The 18,078-nt window shown below is 57.9% G+C and carries 12 protein-coding genes and 3 pseudogenes; 11 read left to right on the plus strand and 4 right to left on the minus strand.

Annotated features, from left to right (window positions below):
- Positions 1-23: 23 nt before the first annotated feature.
- Positions 24-865 (minus strand): annotated as a pseudogene (locus tag EOK75_RS01170) (IS5 family transposase).
- Between the two features lie 240 nt (positions 866-1,105).
- Between EOK75_RS01170 and EOK75_RS01175 the strand changes: the two are divergent.
- The 7 genes and pseudogenes from EOK75_RS01175 to EOK75_RS01205 all read left to right on the plus strand — a co-directional run bounded on the left by EOK75_RS01175 (position 1,106) and on the right by EOK75_RS01205 (position 9,187).
- Entirely contained in the window at positions 1,106-2,554 is a 1,449-nt protein-coding gene (locus EOK75_RS01175) for a YfcC family protein (RefSeq protein ID WP_137192227.1), read from the plus strand.
- Between the two features lie 14 nt (positions 2,555-2,568).
- Positions 2,569-3,798, plus strand: coding sequence for an arginine deiminase (locus EOK75_RS01180; protein ID WP_137192228.1), 1,230 nt, complete (start codon positions 2,569-2,571; stop codon positions 3,796-3,798).
- A gap of 18 nt (positions 3,799-3,816) precedes the next feature.
- On the plus strand, positions 3,817-4,818 hold the full coding sequence (gene argF, locus EOK75_RS01185) for an ornithine carbamoyltransferase (RefSeq protein WP_137192229.1): 1,002 nt from the start codon (positions 3,817-3,819) through the stop codon (positions 4,816-4,818).
- Between the two features lies 1 nt (position 4,819).
- Positions 4,820-5,731, plus strand: a complete 912-nt coding sequence (arcC, locus tag EOK75_RS01190) for a carbamate kinase (protein WP_137192230.1) — start codon at positions 4,820-4,822, stop codon at positions 5,729-5,731.
- Between the two features lie 526 nt (positions 5,732-6,257).
- Positions 6,258-6,623, plus strand: coding sequence for an FAD:protein FMN transferase (locus tag EOK75_RS01195; protein WP_338053340.1), 366 nt, complete (start codon positions 6,258-6,260; stop codon positions 6,621-6,623).
- Positions 6,624-6,627: 4 nt separating this feature from the next.
- On the plus strand, positions 6,628-8,508 hold the full coding sequence (locus tag EOK75_RS01200; RefSeq protein WP_137194237.1) for a heavy metal translocating P-type ATPase: 1,881 nt from the start codon (positions 6,628-6,630) through the stop codon (positions 8,506-8,508).
- Positions 8,505-9,187 (plus strand): annotated as a pseudogene (locus EOK75_RS01205) (VIT1/CCC1 transporter family protein). Before EOK75_RS01200 ends, EOK75_RS01205 begins: the two are co-directional and overlap by 4 nt.
- Positions 9,188-9,860: 673 nt before the next feature.
- On the opposite strand, the gene EOK75_RS21625 reads toward EOK75_RS01205, so the two are convergent.
- Positions 9,861-10,049 carry a nuclear transport factor 2 family protein gene (locus EOK75_RS21625; RefSeq protein ID WP_338053341.1) on the minus strand — a complete coding sequence of 63 codons (189 nt, stop codon included), beginning with the start codon at positions 10,047-10,049 and terminating at the stop codon, positions 9,861-9,863.
- Positions 10,050-10,130: 81 nt separating this feature from the next.
- On the opposite strand from EOK75_RS21625, the pseudogene EOK75_RS01215 reads away from it, so the two are divergent.
- The 4 genes and pseudogenes from EOK75_RS01215 to EOK75_RS01235 all read left to right on the plus strand — a co-directional run.
- Positions 10,131-10,665, plus strand: a pseudogene (locus EOK75_RS01215) (transposase); the annotation flags it as partial.
- Positions 10,666-11,086: 421 nt separating this feature from the next.
- Complete coding sequence (locus tag EOK75_RS01220; RefSeq protein ID WP_137192232.1) at positions 11,087-12,100, plus strand: MDR family oxidoreductase; 1,014 nt, start codon at positions 11,087-11,089, stop codon at positions 12,098-12,100.
- A gap of 322 nt (positions 12,101-12,422) precedes the next feature.
- A protein-coding gene (locus EOK75_RS01230) for an IS5 family transposase (RefSeq protein ID WP_240793987.1) occupies positions 12,423-13,192 on the plus strand; the annotation gives its coding sequence in 2 pieces (ribosomal slippage) (positions 12,423-12,759 and positions 12,759-13,192; 771 coding nt in all).
- Positions 13,193-13,303: 111 nt separating this feature from the next.
- Positions 13,304-14,335 (plus strand): IS110 family RNA-guided transposase, encoded by a 1,032-nt coding sequence (locus EOK75_RS01235; RefSeq protein ID WP_137192047.1) that lies wholly within the window; start codon positions 13,304-13,306, stop codon positions 14,333-14,335.
- 317 nt (positions 14,336-14,652) lie between these two features.
- Here EOK75_RS01235 and EOK75_RS01240 read toward each other — a convergent pair whose 3' ends face one another.
- Both EOK75_RS01240 and EOK75_RS01245 read right to left on the minus strand, forming a co-directional pair.
- Positions 14,653-15,390 carry a FadR/GntR family transcriptional regulator gene (locus EOK75_RS01240; RefSeq protein ID WP_137192233.1) on the minus strand — a complete coding sequence of 246 codons (738 nt, stop codon included), beginning with the start codon at positions 15,388-15,390 and terminating at the stop codon, positions 14,653-14,655.
- A 1,026-nt stretch (positions 15,391-16,416) separates the two neighbouring features.
- Positions 16,417-18,072 carry an acyl-CoA synthetase gene (locus tag EOK75_RS01245; protein WP_137192234.1) on the minus strand — a complete coding sequence of 552 codons (1,656 nt, stop codon included), beginning with the start codon at positions 18,070-18,072 and terminating at the stop codon, positions 16,417-16,419.
- Positions 18,073-18,078: the final 6 nt, after the last annotated feature.

Here is an 18,078-nt window from a genome sequence, read left to right on the forward strand (position 1 = left end):
AACGCAGGCCCCGTTACGGCATCTCATAACCAAAAGATAACGGCTGCGGCGCGAGCAATTGCTGAGAGGAAGACGGTTGGGGATCTGTCGTAGCGGGTTGAGATGCGTCGCCAATCCTTGAGCCTGCCGAACATCCTCTCAATGTGTTACCTGGCAGCGCATGTTTGCATGCGCGAGAAGGCGGTTACGTCGTTTGTAGCGGCGCTTGTCGTACTTGACGGGCTTACTACGCGACTTGCGACCGGGGATGCAGGGCGTTGTGCCCTTGCCTACAAGGGATTCACGGAACCAATCAGCATCATACCCTCGATCAGCGAGAAGCCATTCGGCGGTCGGCTGACCATTCATTAAGGCGGCTGCACCAGTATCTGACTTGTCCTGCTGTGATGAAGAGGCGGATTGGTCGTCCGCTGGTGTCAGTGACAGCATATAGCTTTGTCCCTCTCGCCGATTGTTCCAATCGTCTGCCGGGCAATGATCAGGCGTCCACGCCCCCCTTTTTTAACTGCAGGCTGGATGCCGTGCGATGTGCTTTGAGATAAGTAGCATCAATCGAGAGGGTCTTGTTGTCAGGAGCCTGTTCGGAGAGGCCCACTAAGATCTGGGCAAACACGCCCATGTCACTCCAACGTTTCCAGCGATTATATAGCGTCCTCGGCGGCCCATACTCCGCTGGTGCATCACACCACCTTAAGCCATTGCGATTAATGAAGATGATACCGCTCAAAACACGCCCCCTCTCACGGTTTGAAAACAAACCGTTGCCGGGCAACGGATCATCAACGCGAGCACGACCTCGGCTCTTTGCAAAGTAAGGCCGGAGACGCTCCATCTGCGCCTCCGTAAGCCAGTTTAATTTGCTCATGACATCCCCCTGAAACTGACGCGGGTGAATCATGACAACGCGATCGCCTCAATCAGTTAATGGGTCCTGCCCCTAAGCACCTAGGTGCCCGGCCGCCGTGTGTCGGAACGCGACAAAAATCTGTTTGCGAATTGATCAACATCAATGTGCTGAACGCGGCGACGTGTAATCTGGGCGAAGCACCTGCGCGGATACTCCACATCTGGGGTATCGGCAGGGCACGTTAGAGGGATTGATTTAATGCAAGACGACACGCAAAACGCATCAGCCCCGGAAGATCATACAAGATCAAGATTTCCGACGGCTTATACAATTTTGTTTTTCATGCTCATTTTCGTGGCAGTTCTGACTTGGATTATTCCGGCTGGACAATATGACCGCGCAATGAGCGAATCCGTCGGCAGAGAGATTGCCGTTGCTGGAACCTACAAGATTAGCGAGTCCAACCCTCAGGGATTTGTCGACGTGATGCTTGCGCCGGGTGCCGGGTTCTATGACCCAGACAGCTATGTTGCCAATGCGATCGACGTTGCTCTTTTCGTTCTGTTTATCGGTGGCTTCCTTGGTGTCGTCAACGCCACCGGATCAATTGACACCGGCATCCGCACAGCAATGCGCAAGTTCAGGGGGAAAGAGATATGGATGATTCCGATCATGATGTTTCTTTTCGCTTTGGGCGGCACGACTTACGGCATGGGCGAGGAAACGCTGGCGTTTTATGCCATCTTTGTGCCGGTCATGATTGTCGCAGGCTATGATACGGTAACTGGCGTTGCAGTTATCCTGATCGGCGCGGGCGTTGGTGTGTTGGGATCCACCATCAACCCGTTTGCCACAGTTATCGCGGCCAATGCGGCGGATATTCCCTTTACCGACGGCATGGCGTTGCGGGTGATTATTCTATTGGGTGGGCTGGCCATAAGTACCGCCTATGTCATGCGCTATGCCGCAAAGGTTAAGGCCGACCCCTCACGATCGGTTGTGGCCAATCAGGCTGCGTCCAACCAAGCGTTCTTTATCAAAAGCAGCAAAACAGGCCACCAAGACGCTACGTTGACGGGTACACAGAAGATCGTGCTGATTGTCTTTGCGCTGACCTTCGCGGTGATGATCTGGGGCGTGTCTACGCAAGACTGGTGGATGGCGCGTATGGGTGCGTTGTTCCTTGGGGCCGCAATTGTCATCGGCGTGATTGGCCGCTTGGGCGAAAAGAAACTGACCGACAGCTTTGTCGACGGCGCGCGGGATTTGCTGGGCGTGGCCCTGATTGTGGGGCTTGCCCGTGCGATTGTCGTGATCATGGACAACGGTCTGATCGCTGACACCATTCTGCACAGTGCCGAACAATCGCTGGGCGGTTTGCCTGAACTTGCGTTCATCAACCTGATGTTCTGGATCGAAGTCGGGATGAGCTTCTTCGTGCCATCGTCGTCCGGTTTGGCCGTGCTGTCGATGCCAATTTTGGCCCCGCTTGGTGATTTTGCAGGCGTCAGTCGGGATCTGATCGTCACCGCATATCAATCGGCAAGCGGTCTGGTGAACCTTATCAATCCAACCTACGCAGTCGTTCTTGGCGGTTTGGCCGTCGGGCGTGTGCCTTTTGACCGCTGGCTGGCCTTCATCTGGCCACTGCTTTTGATGCTTACCGTGTTTATCAGCGCGGCACTCAGCATCGCAGCAATTTTGTAAGAAAGGGTCTTGAAATGACCGATCAATCCTTAGGTGTTCATTCTGAAACCGGTAAGCTGCGTCAGGTCGTGGTGTGCCGCCCCGGTGCGGCGCACCGCCGCCTGACCCCAGAAAACTGTCAGGAGTTGCTGTTTGACGATGTGTTCTGGGTCAAGCAGGCCCAGAAAGATCACGATGTCTTTGCCAAGACGATGCGCGACGAGGGTGTCGAGGTTCTGGACGTCAATGACCTGCTGGCGCAGACGCTGGACATTGCGAAGGCGCGCGATTGGGTGCTGGATCACCGGATCACGCCCGACCAGATCGGCGTCGGCATGATGCCCGAACTGCGTGCATGGATGGGCGAATTGACAGGCGCGCAACTGGCCGAATATATGTTGGGCGGGCTGGCGACGGACGATCTGCCGTTCAAGCCGTCGGGCCTGTTTGGCAGCTATCTGGGCCCACACGGGTTCATCCTACCTCCGTTGCCTAATGCGTTGTTTACACGAGATAATTCCGCGTGGATATACAACGGTGTGTCCGTCAATCCGATGTATTGGCCCGCGCGACGCCCTGAAACGCTGCTGAACACAGCAATCTACAAATTCCATCCTAACTTTGCCGGGCGCACACCGATCCATTGGGGCGACCCCACGATTGATCACGGTCTGGCGACGGTCGAGGGCGGCGATATTATGCCTGTCGGTGATGGCACCGTTCTGGTCGGTATGGGCGAGCGGTCTTCGCCCCAGGGTGTTGGCCAACTGGCTGAGGCGCTGTTCAATACCGGCGTTGCGCAGCGGGTGCTGGCCTTTGCGATGCCGAAATCGCGGGCGGCAATGCATCTGGATACGGTGTTTACCCTGTGCGGCGGCGATGTGGTGACGACGTTCAAGGACGTCGCGGATGAATTGGTCTGCTATGACATTCGCCCCGGCGAAGGGTCGACCCCTTTGAAATTCCGCCACGATCCGCGCCCGATCTTCGATATCGTGGCCGAGGTTTTGGGCTATAAATCGCTGACAATAGTCCCGACCGGGGGCAGTACCCCGGAAGAGCGCGCGCGCGAACAGTGGAACGATGGTAACAACGTGCTGGCCCTGCGCCCCGGCGTTGTCATTGGCTATGACCGCAACGACGATACCAATGCCGCGCTAAAGGCGGCGGGCATCGAGGTGCTGGCCATTCCGGGGGCTGAACTGGGCCGCGGACGCGGTGGCGGCCACTGCATGAGCTGTCCAACCATGCGCGACCCTATTTGATCCCGAAAGGCACATTCAATGGCTTATAACCTGAAAAACCGGCATTTACTGACGCTGCGCGATTTCTCTCCGCGCGAGATTACCTTTCTGCTGAAGCTGGCGGCGGATCTGAAGGTGGCGAAATACACCGGCACCGAAGTGGCTAAGTTGCAGGGCAAGGACATCGCCCTGATCTTTGAAAAGGACAGCACCCGCACCCGTGTCGGGTTCGAGGTGGCGGCCTATGACCAAGGTGCGCGCGTGACCTATCTGGGGCCTACGGGGTCGCATATCGGGCACAAAGAATCGGTCAAGGACACGGCCCGCGTGTTGGGGCGGATCTATGACGCGATCGAATATCGCGGCTTTGGCCAGAAGATCGTTGATGAGTTGGCACAGTATTCGGGCGTTCCTGTCTATAACGGGCTGACGAACGAATTCCACCCGACCCAGATTCTGGCCGATTTCATGACCATGCAGGAACATGTGGAAAAACCGCTACACCGCGTTGCCTTTGCGTTTCTCGGGGACGCGGGCAATAACATGGGCGATAGCCTGTTGATCGGTGGGGCCAAGATGGGCATGGACGTGCGCCTGTGCGCGCCCAAGGCCTGCTGGCCCAAGGACACGATCATCACCGAGGCCCGCGCGATTGCGGCTGAAACCGGTGCACAGTTGACCATCACCGAAGATGTGGATGCGGCCGTGAAGGGCGCCGATTTTATCTATACCGACGTCTGGGTGTCGATGGGCGAGCCCAAGGAAAAATGGGCCGAGCGGATCAAGCTGCTGACCCCCTACCGGGTCACAACCGAAGTGATGCAGAAAACCGGCAACCCGCGCGCCTGTTTCATGCATTGCCTTCCCGCCTTTCATAACACGGAAACCACCGTCGGTGCCGAAATCAAGGCTGACTTTGGGCTGGACTGCATGGAAGTGACCGAAGAGGTGTTTGAAAGCGCCGCGTCCATCGTGTTTGATCAGGCGGAAAACCGGATGCACACGATCAAGGCGGTTCTTGTCGCCACATTGGGTTCCTGAGATGCTGGTTGTCGCTGCTGTCGGGGGCAACGCGCTGTTAAAGCGCGGTCAGCCCCTGACCGCCGAGGCGCAGCGCGCCAACGTGCGCATCGCCGCGCAGGCGCTTGCCCGTATCGTGCGTGCCGGGCATCAGTTGATCGTGACCCACGGCAACGGTCCGCAGGTCGGGCTGCTGGCCTTGCAGGGCGCGGCCTATAAGCCGGACGAGGCCTATCCTCTGGACGTTCTTGGGGCCGAAACCGAAGGCATGATCGGCTATCTGATCGAACAAGAGCTCGAAAACGCGCTGGGGCATGATCACGCGGTCGCAACCCTGCTAACGCAGGTTGTCGTGGACGCGCGCGATCCGGCATTTGGCACCCCGACCAAGTTTGTCGGTCCGGTCTATTCCAAAGGCGAGGCACATGAGCGCGCCAAGGTGTCCGGCTGGACCATCGCGCAGGACGGAGACTATTGGCGGCGCGTCGTGCCTTCGCCCAAACCTGTCGAAATCCCGGATTTGCGCGTTGTACGTTTGCTGCTGGATCAGGGCGTGATTGTGATCTGCGCAGGTGGCGGGGGTATCCCGGTACTGCGCCGCGCCGATGACAGCATGATCGGCGTCGAGGCCGTGATCGACAAGGACGCCGCCAGCGCACTATTGGCGGGCGATGTCGGCGCGGACGCGCTGTTGTTGCTGACCGATGTGGATGCCGTCTATGACGGCTTTGGAACGGACGCTGCCAAACCGGTGCGCCATGTGACCCCGGATCAGGGACGCGCACTGGACATGCCCAAAGGCTCGATGGGGCCAAAGGTGGAAGCGGCCTGCGATTTTGCGGATCGCGGGGGCGTTGCGGGCATAGGTCGTCTGGCCGACGCGCTGGAGTTACTGGAGGGCACGGCGGGCACGCGCGTGTCCAAAACCAAATAGGCCGAATGGGCGGTGTCATGTGTGGACGGTCCCTGTTTCGCAAGGATTGAATTGAGCTGAATTTGATAGTTCCAGGTTGCGGTCATTTGGTCGGCATATATGCGCGGTACATATGACTGGACCTTTCCCGATTTAGTTCCGACCTCTTTCGAGCGATATTCGCAATGAAGGAGATGAAGAATGGCACCGAGATACAGTGACGAGTTTAGACGAGATGCGGTTCGCATAGCGACGACCAGTGGGCTGACGCGCCCTCAGATTGCATCAGATTTGGGGTTAGCGTTTCGACCCTGAACAAGTGGGTTCAACAACACCAAAATGATGATCTAATGTCTGGCCCGCATGAAGATGTGGCGAAAGAAAATGCGCGACTGCGCAAAGAGGACCGACTTCTGCGCGAGGAGAGGGAGGTGTGTTGAATTTTGCGAGAAATTGACCTGGTTTTCCGAAACGCCGTGACCCACTGGTTTCGATAATTTCACATACTTGTCATGAGGTTATCATGTTTCATGGGGGGCAGCGCCAAATGAAACACTGGGTCAATCCGACACGAAAATCAACACTGACGCTGCACGATGCCGCTGTGGCCACTTCGGGCGATTACCGCCATTGGGTCACGGTGCAGAGCCGCCGCCTGTCGTACCCGATGGTCCCCATGCGCGCAGCACCGCTGCTGACCTCGCCGGCGTCGGTGACTGTCATCGCCACAACCTGCGCCGCGGCGGATGCTTGGGCGACGGCGCTGATGGTGGCGGGCGCCAATGTTGGGCTGGGGATGGCGGAGCAGGCAGGCCTCGACGCGCTGTTCCTGATCCGCGATGATGCGGGCGGTGTGCAGAGCCGGTCGGTTGGCCCGCTGTTCACCGATAACAGCCCGACGGTAGGAGATTAAAGTGGTGGATCATACCCAGACAGACCGACTTCAGACCCTTCTTCTGGCCATCGCTTTGGCAGGCCTTGTGGGTGGCCTTGCGCTCAGCTTTGGCGGCAAGCCTGACCTTGCGCCGACCGTCTGGTTTGCTGGGGTTGTGCCCGTGCTGGCCGCATTGGTGATCGAGATTTTGCGCAGCTTGTCGCGCGGCGAGGTAGGGCTCGATATCGTGGCCGCCCTGTCGATGACGGCGGCATTGGCATTCGACGAAACGCTGGCGGCGGCGGTGGTTGCGGTGATGTATTCCGGCGGCACGTTTCTTGAGGGGTTTGCCGAAGGTCGGGCGCGGCGCGAAATGCGCGACCTTTTGTCTCGCGTGCCCCGCACCGCCACGCGCAACCGCAATCGCGGGCTGGAGGAGGTGCCGCTGGAGGATCTGGCCCCCGGCGACCGCCTGCTGATCCGCCAAGGCGATGTGGTGCCAGTGGATGGGCGCATCCTTTCGGAGAGCGCCTTTCTCGATACCGCCGCGCTGACTGGCGAGTCGCTGCCCGCGCGGCTGACACGCGGGGCCGACGTCATGAGCGGATCGACCAATGCTGGCGATGCGTTCGATCTTGAGGCCTTGCGCGAGGCCAAGGACAGCACCTATGCTGGGATCGTGCGTCTGGTCGAGGCGGCGCAGGCGTCAAAAGCGCCGATGGCGCGTCTGGCCGACCGCTGGTCGCTGGGGTTTCTGGCGGTCACCGTGGCGATAGCTTTTGCCGCATGGTGGTTCACGGGCGATCCGATCCGCGCGGTGGCGGTGCTTGTGGTGGCGACCCCTTGCCCGCTGATCCTTGCCGTGCCCGTTGCGCTGGTCGCGGGCCTGTCACGCGCCGCGCATTTCGGCGTACTTGTCAAGGGCGCCAAACCGCTGGAGGCGATGGCCCGCATCCAGACCCTGATCCTTGACAAGACCGGCACGCTGACCGACGGGCGGCCGCAGATCGTGTCGATCGACAGCGCGGGGGACATGGCGCCAGATGACATTTTGCGCTTTGCCGCTTCCCTCGATCAGGCCTCCAAGCACCCCGTAGCACAGGCCATCGTCGTCGCGGCGGTTGCGCGTGGTTTCACCTTGCACATCCCCAGCGAAGTGGCTGAAATTCCCGGCGAAGGTGTGATCGGCCTGATCGATGGCCGTCAGGTGATTGTCGGCGGTGATCGCTTTGTGGCGGGGCAGGTGGGCTTTGTCTCTGGCATGCATCCGGCGCTGGCAGCGGGATCGTTGATGGTGGCCGTCGCGGTTGATGGTCGTATGGCCGGGCATCTGGTGATGTCGGACCCCTTGCGCGAAGGGGCCGCCGAGATGATGGCTGCCCTGCGCCGTCAGGGCATCCGGCGCATCCTGCTCGCCACCGGCGACCGGGCCGAGGTGGCGCAGCGGGTAACCGAAGGACTGGGCCTTGACGGCATCCACGCAAGCTTGACCCCGGATGAAAAGGTGGCACTGGTGCTGGCCGAGCACAAGAACGGCCCTGTGATGATGGTGGGCGATGGTGTCAACGACGCGCCCGCCCTTGCCGCTGCCGATGTGGGCGTGGCGATGGGCGCACGCGGCGCCGCCGCCAGTGCCGAGGCGGCGGATGTGGTACTGCTGGTCGACCGCGTTGACCGCATCGCACCGGGGATCGAGATTGCGCGTGGCGCACGGGCTATCGCGTTGCAAAGCGTCGTCGCGGGCATCGGTCTGTCGGTTCTGGGCATGATCGCGGCGGCGTTTGGCTATCTCACCCCAGTGCAAGGGGCGCTACTGCAAGAGGTCATCGATGTCGCCGTCATCCTGAACGCCCTGCGCGCGTTGCGCATAAGCCCTGCGAGCATATCTGCGCTGCAAACCCCATCAGAAGGAATGACTGTATGAGCCGCCTGTCCCATTCCGAAATCCACATGGTCCACCGCATCGGCTGGCTTCGCGCCGCTGTCCTAGGGGCGAATGATGGGATCGTCTTGACCGCCAGCCTGCTGGTTGGCGTGGCCGCAGCAGGCACTGGGCGGACCGAGGTGCTGGTCGCGGGGCTTGCCGGGCTGGTCGCCGGGGCCATGTCGATGGCGGCAGGAGAATACGTCTCGGCCAGCTCGCAGACCGATGCCGAACAGGCCGATCTTGCAAGAGAGCGCAAAAAACTGGCCGAGACGCCAGACGCCGAACTGGCCGAACTGACGCAGATCTATGAGGCGCGCGGGCTGACCCCTGATCTAGCACGGCAAGTGGCCGTGCAATTGACCGCAAGCGATGCCCTTGGCAGCCATGCGCGTGACGAGTTGGGTATATCCGACACCGTGACCGCGCACCTAATACAGGCGGCGGTGGTGTCGGCCATGACCTTTGCCGCCGGAGCAGTCGTGCCGTTGATCGTCGCGATGGTCGCGCCACCCGCGCAGATCGCTTTGTTCGTGGCAGCATCAACCCTGGCGGCCTTGGAGGCACCGCGGGCGGCGCCGATGTCGTGCGGGGTGCGGCGCGGGTAACCTTTTGGGGTGCCATGGCCATGGCCGCAAGCGCAGGGGGCGGCGCGCTTTTTGGTGTTAGCGTAGGGTAAAGAGGACGACGGCCCTACCAATCGATGTTTTGGCAATGCGAGCGCGCCGAGAATTGGCCGAATTGCCAGCCGCCCTTACCGTATGATCTGCGTGTTTTTTATTTTTGCGAAACAGTGTCTAAGTTGAGCTCCCGCAACCAAAATAATCACATATATTGTGCATTAAATGCCGTCTCTTCAAATACTATTTCGCCAACTTGGAATGTATTCAGTATCCCGGAGGCATCGGCCGACGCCACCGACCGAGGCCGGGCATCGGTGGGCACGGTAGAGAAAGACGGCTCCGAACCTAGGACGGAAGCCCTAAAATTTTCGCTGTGAACGCGCAGCAGAACTGATGCCGCGATTGCTAAGATTTTGGCATTGCAACGCAGCATGAAAATCAGCCGCTCGTAGAATTTGTTGCGAAGGAGCGGCGACCATGGATCAAGTTGCGGACAAGCTATGGCCTCGCTACGGCGGTAACAACGCTGTTTTCGAAAGCCTTCAACACAAGTCGGTTTTTGGTAGCTGTGCGGACGCAGATAAGGTTCACTCAGTTTGTGGGTTTAGAAAAGTCCGTTAACATTTTCGGAGGCCTTGGAAATCACCTGCAATACGTCCCAGTGTTCAACGATCTTGCCATTGTCATCGAACCGGAAAATACCGATGCCCGCGTAGTCGTACTGCCCGGCTAAATCTGGTGGCAGTGCAGCACGACCATGTTGTCTTCTGCGATTGCACGTTTGAAGTGGGTGACTTTACCCGGATACTCCACGGCCATTCGTTCAAAATAGTTGATGAACGCTTCTTTGCCGTCTGCGACATGGGGGTTGTGTTGAATGTAGTCGTCGCCCGCATATTGCTCGATCGCGGTTCGCATTTGTTGAACATCATATCGTAAAAGGCGATGGCGTTGTCTTTGTTGGTTTGGGGATTGCTTGTCATGATGGACCTCCGTTTGCTCACCAGCAGTAACATCGGTGACGCGCCCATGTTGCCCGAGTGGCTGAGCCAGATACCTGCTGATCAGGACATAGCGAGTGTCACAGCCCCCTTTCACGGTTTGCAGGCAAACTGTTGCCAGGCAACGGACGGCGCTTATGACACCCGCAAATGCTATGATGCTATTGCCGAACGCGGTGCCCATGCCGTGATCCCGCCACGCAAGAACGCAAGGCCATGGAAAACTGTCACGGCGGGCGTCGAAATGCCTCGGCCGTGCGCTCTGGCGCCCCCCTCTCGGCAGCATCCTTCGGATGCGCCTGCCGGGCAATGGATGGAGCGGATATCACCGCGGGATCCGTGTCGAAACCAACCCTCTCGGGGGTCATGCTTCGCATAACCATGCCGGGCAGCGGATGCATTGCGTGAAACTGCTGGGCCAACGCCTCATGGCGCGAGACTTCGACCGGCAAGTGGCACAGTTCCAGATTCTTGCCGCCGTTCTGAATGGCAACACCGCGCTCGGCATCCCCGCCACGAACGTCGTGGGATAGGTCTGTCCGGGGATAGGGGTAGTCCCAACGTCAAACGATTTGTGCAACAGAGCCTTGCGGAAGGATACGTTTTCAATCCTCATCGTCCGGAGAGGCTGAGTTTTACTGACGCGGCAATAGGCGTGGAGATTGAGATCAGGGAGGGCGGACCGGAACTAAAACGGGGCAAGACCAGTTTGGCCTTTTCCCGTGTTGCTTCCTCCCATTCATGAGAAAGGGTCGGACCATGAAACTGTGGGGTCAAACTCTGGTCAATCTTCGGAAATAGTACGTAAATAGGTTTTTTAGGTTGCAATTATCGTCAAATGAATATTTCAATATGTAAATAGGACGGTCTAGTCTGAGGATCGTAGGAAGCTCGAAAACGAGTTCCGAATGACGGGCGATAGAGCCGAATGATAAGTACAGTTGGAGCAAAGCAATGACCACCACGCAGGCGGGCCTGATCGAACCTTTCAACGCACTAGTGATCCGCGATGTCGAAGGCAAACCGAAGGCAGGGTTCGACAAGCTGACCTTTGCAGATTTGCCCGATAATGACGTTTTAGTTGAGATAAGCCATTCAAGTCTGAACTACAAAGACGGTCTGGCAGTCAGCGGCAAGGGGCGCATCGCGCGTCGGCTGCCCATGGTAGCAGGGATCGATCTTGCCGGAACCGTGGTGCGATCAAAAGTGTCGGAGTGGCAGGCGGGTGATAAAGTCGTCGTAAATGGGTGGGGCCTATCGGAAACGGAATGGGGCGGCTATTCGCAGTTTCAAAGCCTGAAATCCAAGTATCTGACCCGTTTGCCGCAGGGCTTTACTCCGGCCGAGGCCATGGCGATCGGCACCGCCGGATACACAGCCGCACTTTGCGTTCTGGCGCTTGAGGAGTGGGGCGCGATCACCCCAGGTAAGGGCGAAGTATTGGTGACTGGGGCCGCTGGCGGCGTGGGAACGGTCGCGATCTCATTGCTTGCAAAGCGCGGCTACAAGGTCGTTGCAGCTACCGGGCGCGAAAGCCAGCATGACTTCCTGCGTGACCTTGGCGCTACTGATTTTGTCGCCCGCGCGGCACTGGCCGAGGCGGGCAAGCCGTTGCAGGCTGAACGTTGGTCAGGCGCCATTGATAGCGTGGGCAGCAATACGCTGGCCAATGTATTAGCCCAAACCACCTATGGCGGTGCAGTTGCGGCCTGCGGCCTGGCGGGTGGAGCGGACCTTCCTGGAACGGTGTTGCCACATATTTTGCGTGGTGTGGCGCTGCTGGGGGTTGATTCCGTAATGGCCCCGCAGAAGAAGCGCGATCGTGCTTGGGCCTATTTGGCCGAAAACCTCGACCGTACAAAACTGGCAGCACTGACCACCACAGTATCCTTTGCCGATCTGCCCGACTTGGCTCAAGCAATATGCAAGGGTGAAACCCGCGGTCGCTATGTCATCGAAATTACCTGAGCAAGGACGTTATCCTGTGGCAGAATGATCCGACGGATGCTGTCGTCACGCTAACGATGAACCGGCCTGACAAGATGAACGCCATGAAGTAAGCATTCGGCGATGCGCTATAAGCGGCGATCCTGCGTGCAGCCCGGGATACTTTCTCGCCGAAATAGTAGGACGCCTGATTAAGGCTACGAAAACGCAATTCTCTCCGATCTGCATCCTGAATCAGATCGGCCTCCTTCCGTGGAAACGGCCAACCTAGGTTCTGGACCCATTGATTTGGTTGCTGTCGGCTGGGCTGCGTGATTCAAGTCCCTCAGCTACAGGGGGGACGATGAGCAATCTATTCTGGTTGACCGACGCGCAGATGACGCGGCTAAAACCTTACTTTCCAAAGAGCCATGGCAAACCAAGGGTCGATGACCGACGGGTTCTGAGTGGGATTATTTTCATTAACCGCAACGGTTTGCGGTGGTCTGATGCGCCTCGGGAGTACGGCCCACCGAAGACGCTGTACAACCGCTGGAAGCGGTGGAGTGATATGGGTGTCTTTGTCCGCATCATGGCCGGGCTGGCCGCCGAAGGCACAGAGCGCAAGACCATCATGATTGATGCGACCTACCTAAAGGCACACCGTACGGCCTCCAGCCTGCGGTTGAAAAAGGGGGGCCCAGCGACAAGAGAGGTCGGTTGATTGGGCGAACGAAGGGCGGCATGAACACGAAACTGCATGCCGTCACCGACAGTATCGGACGCCCGATCCGGTTCTTCATAACGGCCGGTCAGGTCAGTGATTACACCGGTGCCAGAGCTCTGGTGAACAGCCTGCCACCGGCCGATTGGCTGCTGGGAGATCGCGGATACGACGCGGACTGGTTCCGTGAAGCCCTTGTAGACAAGGGGATAAAGCCCTGCATCCCTGGACGAAAGTCACGCGACAAGCCCATCCGATACGACAAGCGCCGCTACAAACGACGCAACCGGATCGAGATCATGTTCGGCAGGCTAAAGGACTGGCGTCGCGTCGCCACCCGCTACGACAGAAGCCCGACGGTTTTCCTCTCCGCCATCGCGCTCGCTGCAACCGTCTTGTTCTGGCTATAAAACAATGAGATGCCGTAACGGGGCCTGCGTTGCACACTGCCTGTTACCGCTTGCAAGATCAGGGGCAATTTGTCGACCATCCCGTATTGGATCCACATGGAGGGCTACAGGATGAGACTGTTTGTTGGGTTGGATGTATCGCTGGCAAAGACCGCAATTTGCGTGATCAGCGAGCATGGCAAGATCGTGAAAGAAGCGCAGGTCGCCAGTGAACCTGAAGAATTGGTGCGTTGGGCCCGCGAACAGGACGGCACTATTGCCGCCATTGGGCTCGAGGCTGGCCCATTGTCTCAATGGTTACATCGCGCAATGAGCGTTGCAGGGCTTGAAGTCGTCCTGATGGAAACCCGCCAGGTAAAAGGCGCCCTGAAGGCGATGCCAATCAAGACGGACCGGCGGGATGCCGAGGGCATTGCGCGCCTGCTTCACCTTGGCTGGTTCCGGCCCGTTCACTGCAAATCCGTCTCGGCGCAAGAAGTTCGTGCCGTGCTCGGTGCCCGAAAGGCCATCCAGCAAGGTATGATCGCCCTAGAAATGTCTATGCGTGGGCTGTTGCGGAACTTTGGGTTGAAAGTTGGTGCTATCTCTCGGGGCAGGTATGAACACCGAATCCGCGAATTGGCGGACGGTAATTCGATGCTGGAGGCCGCGACAGGCCCTATGCTTCTGGCACGGGCATCCTTGCGAAAGGAGCTGGCGGGATTGGAACGCCTTGTCCGTCAGATGGCTCAGGATGACCCAGTCTGTCGTCGACTTATGTCGATGCCTGGAGTGGGAGCTGTTGTCGCGCTAACCTACAGATCAGCCGTCGATGATCCCACCCGGTTCACATCTTCCAAGAATGTTGGCCCGTGGGTCGGCATGACACCATCACGCAACCAGTCGGGCGAACGCGATGTCTCAGGCGGCATCACCAAGGCAGGTGATGTCAACCTGCGTCGCGCGCTATGTCAGGCTGCGACCGTGATGTTGCACCGCGGGCGTTCGACCTGGCTGAGAACATGGGCAGCGCAAGTCGCCCGCCGCAGAGGTGGTAAGCGCGCCATGGTCGCGTTAGCCCGGCGCATCGGGGTGATCCTGCACCGGATGTGGGTTGATGACACAGACTTTCGATCAGACACTGCCGTGCCCCATGCGGTCTAAAAAATTGCTTTTCCTGCCGTCACGCGCCTGACTGCAGGCCTTCGAGGTCCCCTAGGGACGTGGTTCCGATGATGCCGTGCTCCGGACTGTTGCCGACCAACATCGAGCACGCCTATGAGATGGGCACATCGGAATTGCATTTGAACCAGCATCATGTTGGTAGCCATCGCGCTGACCACGGACCGAAGCATGCACCCGGGGTGATCTCAAAAGAAGGCTGTGGCGAAAGCAGAACGGCTCAGAAAACAACTGTCATCAAATCCGCAACTATGCGGCCGGATGCGTATGTCAAAAAGCACTTGACTGAGACGTCCCCGTTACCGAAGTCTGGAGCCTAACGTGCGTTGCTCAAGGGCAATATCATAGATGCCGCTTTGATAGTCGATCAGCGTATCAAATGCGGAAATTGCCTCCGCAGCGTCGCGCACCAGAATCGCCGAAAAAACCTGCCGCTGCATTGCCACCACCTTGTCGCGCTGGCGGAATGGGAAAGAGATCATATTCGCTGCCGGAATCAGCGCCTCGTTCACCATGACCATGACGAGACGCAACAAAGAATTCGGACAGGCCGCTGCAACCGCCTGATGAAACTCTACCTCCAGCCGACAGAAATCTTCATCCGAGATCTCTGTGTGGTCCAATTCGAGGAGGGCTGCCTCGATTCGCTTGTGATCCTCTCGCTCCGCATGTTCACAAGCGGCCGCGATGCTCAGTCGGCCAAGACTGCGCCGCGCACCGACAATATCGGCAAGCCCAACTGCCCCAAGCGAGACTAGCCAGTTTGTCGTTTCGTGTAAGGTCTGTGCTGCGATGTCCAGTGATGGCGGACTGACGAAAACTCCGCCCTTCGGTCCGCGTTTTGACTGGATCAGCTTTTTTGCCGCCAAGATCTTCATCGCCTCGCGCACTGTCGGTTGCGAAACTGAAAAACGCTCGGCCAACTCGACTTCCGAGGGCAGGCGCTGCGCCGCAGAAAGGCGGCCCTGCATGATGGAATCCTGAATATTTTTGGCGATCTGTCGGGCTAGGCCCTGGTTGCGGTCGATTTCACTCATGCCGGACATTCTCCTATACTTACCGCGATCTTTTGACATAATTATTTATTTAAATATAGAATTATCGACACGCTACTTAAAGCGGTGCAAGGTTTGAACCTAAGCATTCCAGCGCGGACAATCACATACCCGCTCGGCGATCGCCGTTTTTCATGGCAAGATAGGTTCTGGGGGATATTCGGAACGGAGGGCGGCCATGCTGATCCAGCTTCTTAAGCTAGCAACGACAACGCCGAAAGTTCGAGCCGCGATGTAAGCCAGCAGTGAGGCTGCATCGGTTCTGGCTGAACGGTTCGACACGACCGTACAGACGGCATATATATGGCGGTATCGCGACAGCATCCATTATCGCAGCTACACTCCCTACCAATTGCAGGCGCCACTAACTCCGCGTCGCGGTCATCCGTCGCAAGACGCTTCTCGTATCTCTCGATGACTTGTTTGCTGTGGTCCGGGAGTTTCGGAACCCGAATGCTTCGGGCTTTGGGCTGAAACGCTGTCTGCGGCGGCATGGGGTGGGCAATTTACGTGCCCTGATGACGAAAGAACCATGGGTTAATCATGCGGTCTTGAAATCCTGCGAGCCCAGATATTTGCACGTGGACGTCAAGTATCTGGCTCAAATGGCTGATGAAGCCCTCAGACGTTACCTGTTTGTCGCCATCGACCGCGCAACGTGCCGGGACTTCATCGGCATCTACTGGCCCAAGACAGCAGCCAGTGCCCGTCGGTTCCTGCGCGATACGGATACGCACCATACTTACCGAGAACTGCTAGAACTTCCCCGATCGCCTATTTGGCCTGCGCAAGCGCGCGGACGCGGACAGACACAAGCTAAATGTATCATGCAGGGGCTGGGCATAGATCATGGCTATCTTGACGCAGGCGGAGGGCGCTATGCTTTCAGGACGTCAGCTTAGATCAAATCACCCTATTTGGACCTTTGGCCGTTGACGTCACACAGCCTGACCCGACAGTGATTATACCGGGGTCAGGAGAACCGCAATTTAGTCGGATTGGCATTCGCTATTCGTTGGTTTCGACGAGTTCAACCGCGCGCGCCCGCAAAACAAATTTCTGAATTTTCCCTGTCGATGTTTTTGGCAGGTCATCAAACACCACGCGTGCGGGGCATTTGTAAGATGCTAGCTTGGAGCGGCAATGTTCGATGATTGAGGCCTCTGATATGTCGTGACCCTCGCGTAATTCTATGAAAGCGCAGGGTCTTTCCCCCCATGTCGGATCGGGCATCGCCACGACTGAACACATCGCCACCGCCGGGTGCTTATAGAGTGCGTCTTCCACCTCGATGGACGAAATATTCTCGCCGCCTGAGATGATGATGTCTTTTGATCGATCCTTTAGCTGGATGTAGCCATCGGCATGGATCACTCCCAGATCACCTGAATGGAACCATCCTCCGGCGAATGCCTCTGCCGTGGCCGTCTGGTTCTTAAGATAGCCCTTCATCACCACATTACCACGAAACATCACCTCACCCAATGTTTCGCCATCAGCCGGAACGGGCTGCATGGATTCGGGGTCAAGCACGGTCAGATCGGAGAGTGAGAGATAGCGAACGCCCTGACGCGCTTTGTGGGCGGCTTGCTCGGCAGGGGGGAGGGCATCCCAATCGGTGTGCCATTCATTCACCACAGTCGGCCCATAGGTTTCGGTCAGGCCATAGAGGTGTTGGACATGAAATCCCGCTTGCGCCATCGATTGAAGCACCGCTTCTGGCGGTGGGGCTGCCGCAGTATTGAAAACGACCCGGTGGGGTAGGGGCCGTTGCTCTGCCTCTGGGGCGTTCAGCAGTGTAGACATGACAATAGGGGCGCCGCAAAGATGGGTGATGCCATGGTCAGCGATTGCGGCATAAATTGCCCCTGCGCGCACCCAACGTAGGCAAACATGCGTGCCTGCCTGTACCGCAACGGTCCAGCTGAAACTCCATCCATTGCAATGAAACATGGGGAGGGTCCAAAGGTAAACGGGATGTTTTCCCATTTCGCCATGGATTACATTGTTCAAAGCCATCAAGGCTGCGCCGCGATGGTGATAGACAACGCCCTTTGGGTTACCCGTGGTGCCTGAGGTGTAATTCAGGCTGATGGCGTCCCATTCGTCCGCAGGCATGGTTCCCTTGAAGTCCGGGTCGCCAGAGGCAAGCAGTTCGGCATAGTCCAACGAGCCGATGGCCGCGCCTTTTGGATGGGGCGCGTCATCGGGATACTCAAGATCATCATAGTCAATGACCAAAGGATTAACGCTCGCCATTGCCAATGCTTCGGCCATAACTGTCGAAAATTCACGATCAACGATTATCACTTTTGTTTCAGCGTGATCCAGTTGGAACGCAATGGTTGCTGCATCTGATCGGGTGTTCAGCGCATGCAGCACCGCGCCATTTGCAAGCGAAATACCGTAATGGGCATGAATCATCGGTGGAGTGTTTGACAGCATTACTGTCACAGTGTCGCCGCGCTGCACCCCATGCGCCACAAGCGATGATGCCAAACGGCAGCAATCTTGCCAAAGCTGGGAATAGCTTGAGCGTGCATTGCCATGGATCACCGCTGTGTGGTCTGGATAGGTGCGGGCAGCCCGCTCCAGATAAGATATTGGCGTCATAGGTTGGTAGTTTGCGGTGCAACGCACCAGTCCATCATCGTATTTACTCATCAGCGT

Origin of the sequence: Pseudorhodobacter turbinis (assembly GCF_005234135.1) — a bacterium.
GTDB lineage: Bacteria > Pseudomonadota > Alphaproteobacteria > Rhodobacterales > Rhodobacteraceae > Pseudorhodobacter > Pseudorhodobacter turbinis.

Coding starts and splice junctions, on each gene's coding strand:
- EOK75_RS01175 (WP_137192227.1), top strand. CDS start 1,106: ATGCAAGACGACACGCAAAACGCATCAGCCCCGGAAGATCATACAAGA.
- EOK75_RS01180 (WP_137192228.1), top strand. CDS start 2,569: ATGACCGATCAATCCTTAGGTGTTCATTCTGAAACCGGTAAGCTGCGT.
- argF (WP_137192229.1), top strand. CDS start 3,817: ATGGCTTATAACCTGAAAAACCGGCATTTACTGACGCTGCGCGATTTC.
- arcC (WP_137192230.1), top strand. CDS start 4,820: ATGCTGGTTGTCGCTGCTGTCGGGGGCAACGCGCTGTTAAAGCGCGGT.
- EOK75_RS01195 (WP_338053340.1), top strand. CDS start 6,258: ATGAAACACTGGGTCAATCCGACACGAAAATCAACACTGACGCTGCAC.
- EOK75_RS21625 (WP_338053341.1), bottom strand. CDS start 10,049: ATGCGAACCGCGATCGAGCAATATGCGGGCGACGACTACATTCAACAC.
- EOK75_RS01220 (WP_137192232.1), top strand. CDS start 11,087: ATGACCACCACGCAGGCGGGCCTGATCGAACCTTTCAACGCACTAGTG.
- EOK75_RS01235 (WP_137192047.1), top strand. CDS start 13,304: ATGAGACTGTTTGTTGGGTTGGATGTATCGCTGGCAAAGACCGCAATT.
- EOK75_RS01240 (WP_137192233.1), bottom strand. CDS start 15,390: ATGAGTGAAATCGACCGCAACCAGGGCCTAGCCCGACAGATCGCCAAA.
- EOK75_RS01245 (WP_137192234.1), bottom strand. CDS start 18,072: ATGAGTAAATACGATGATGGACTGGTGCGTTGCACCGCAAACTACCAA.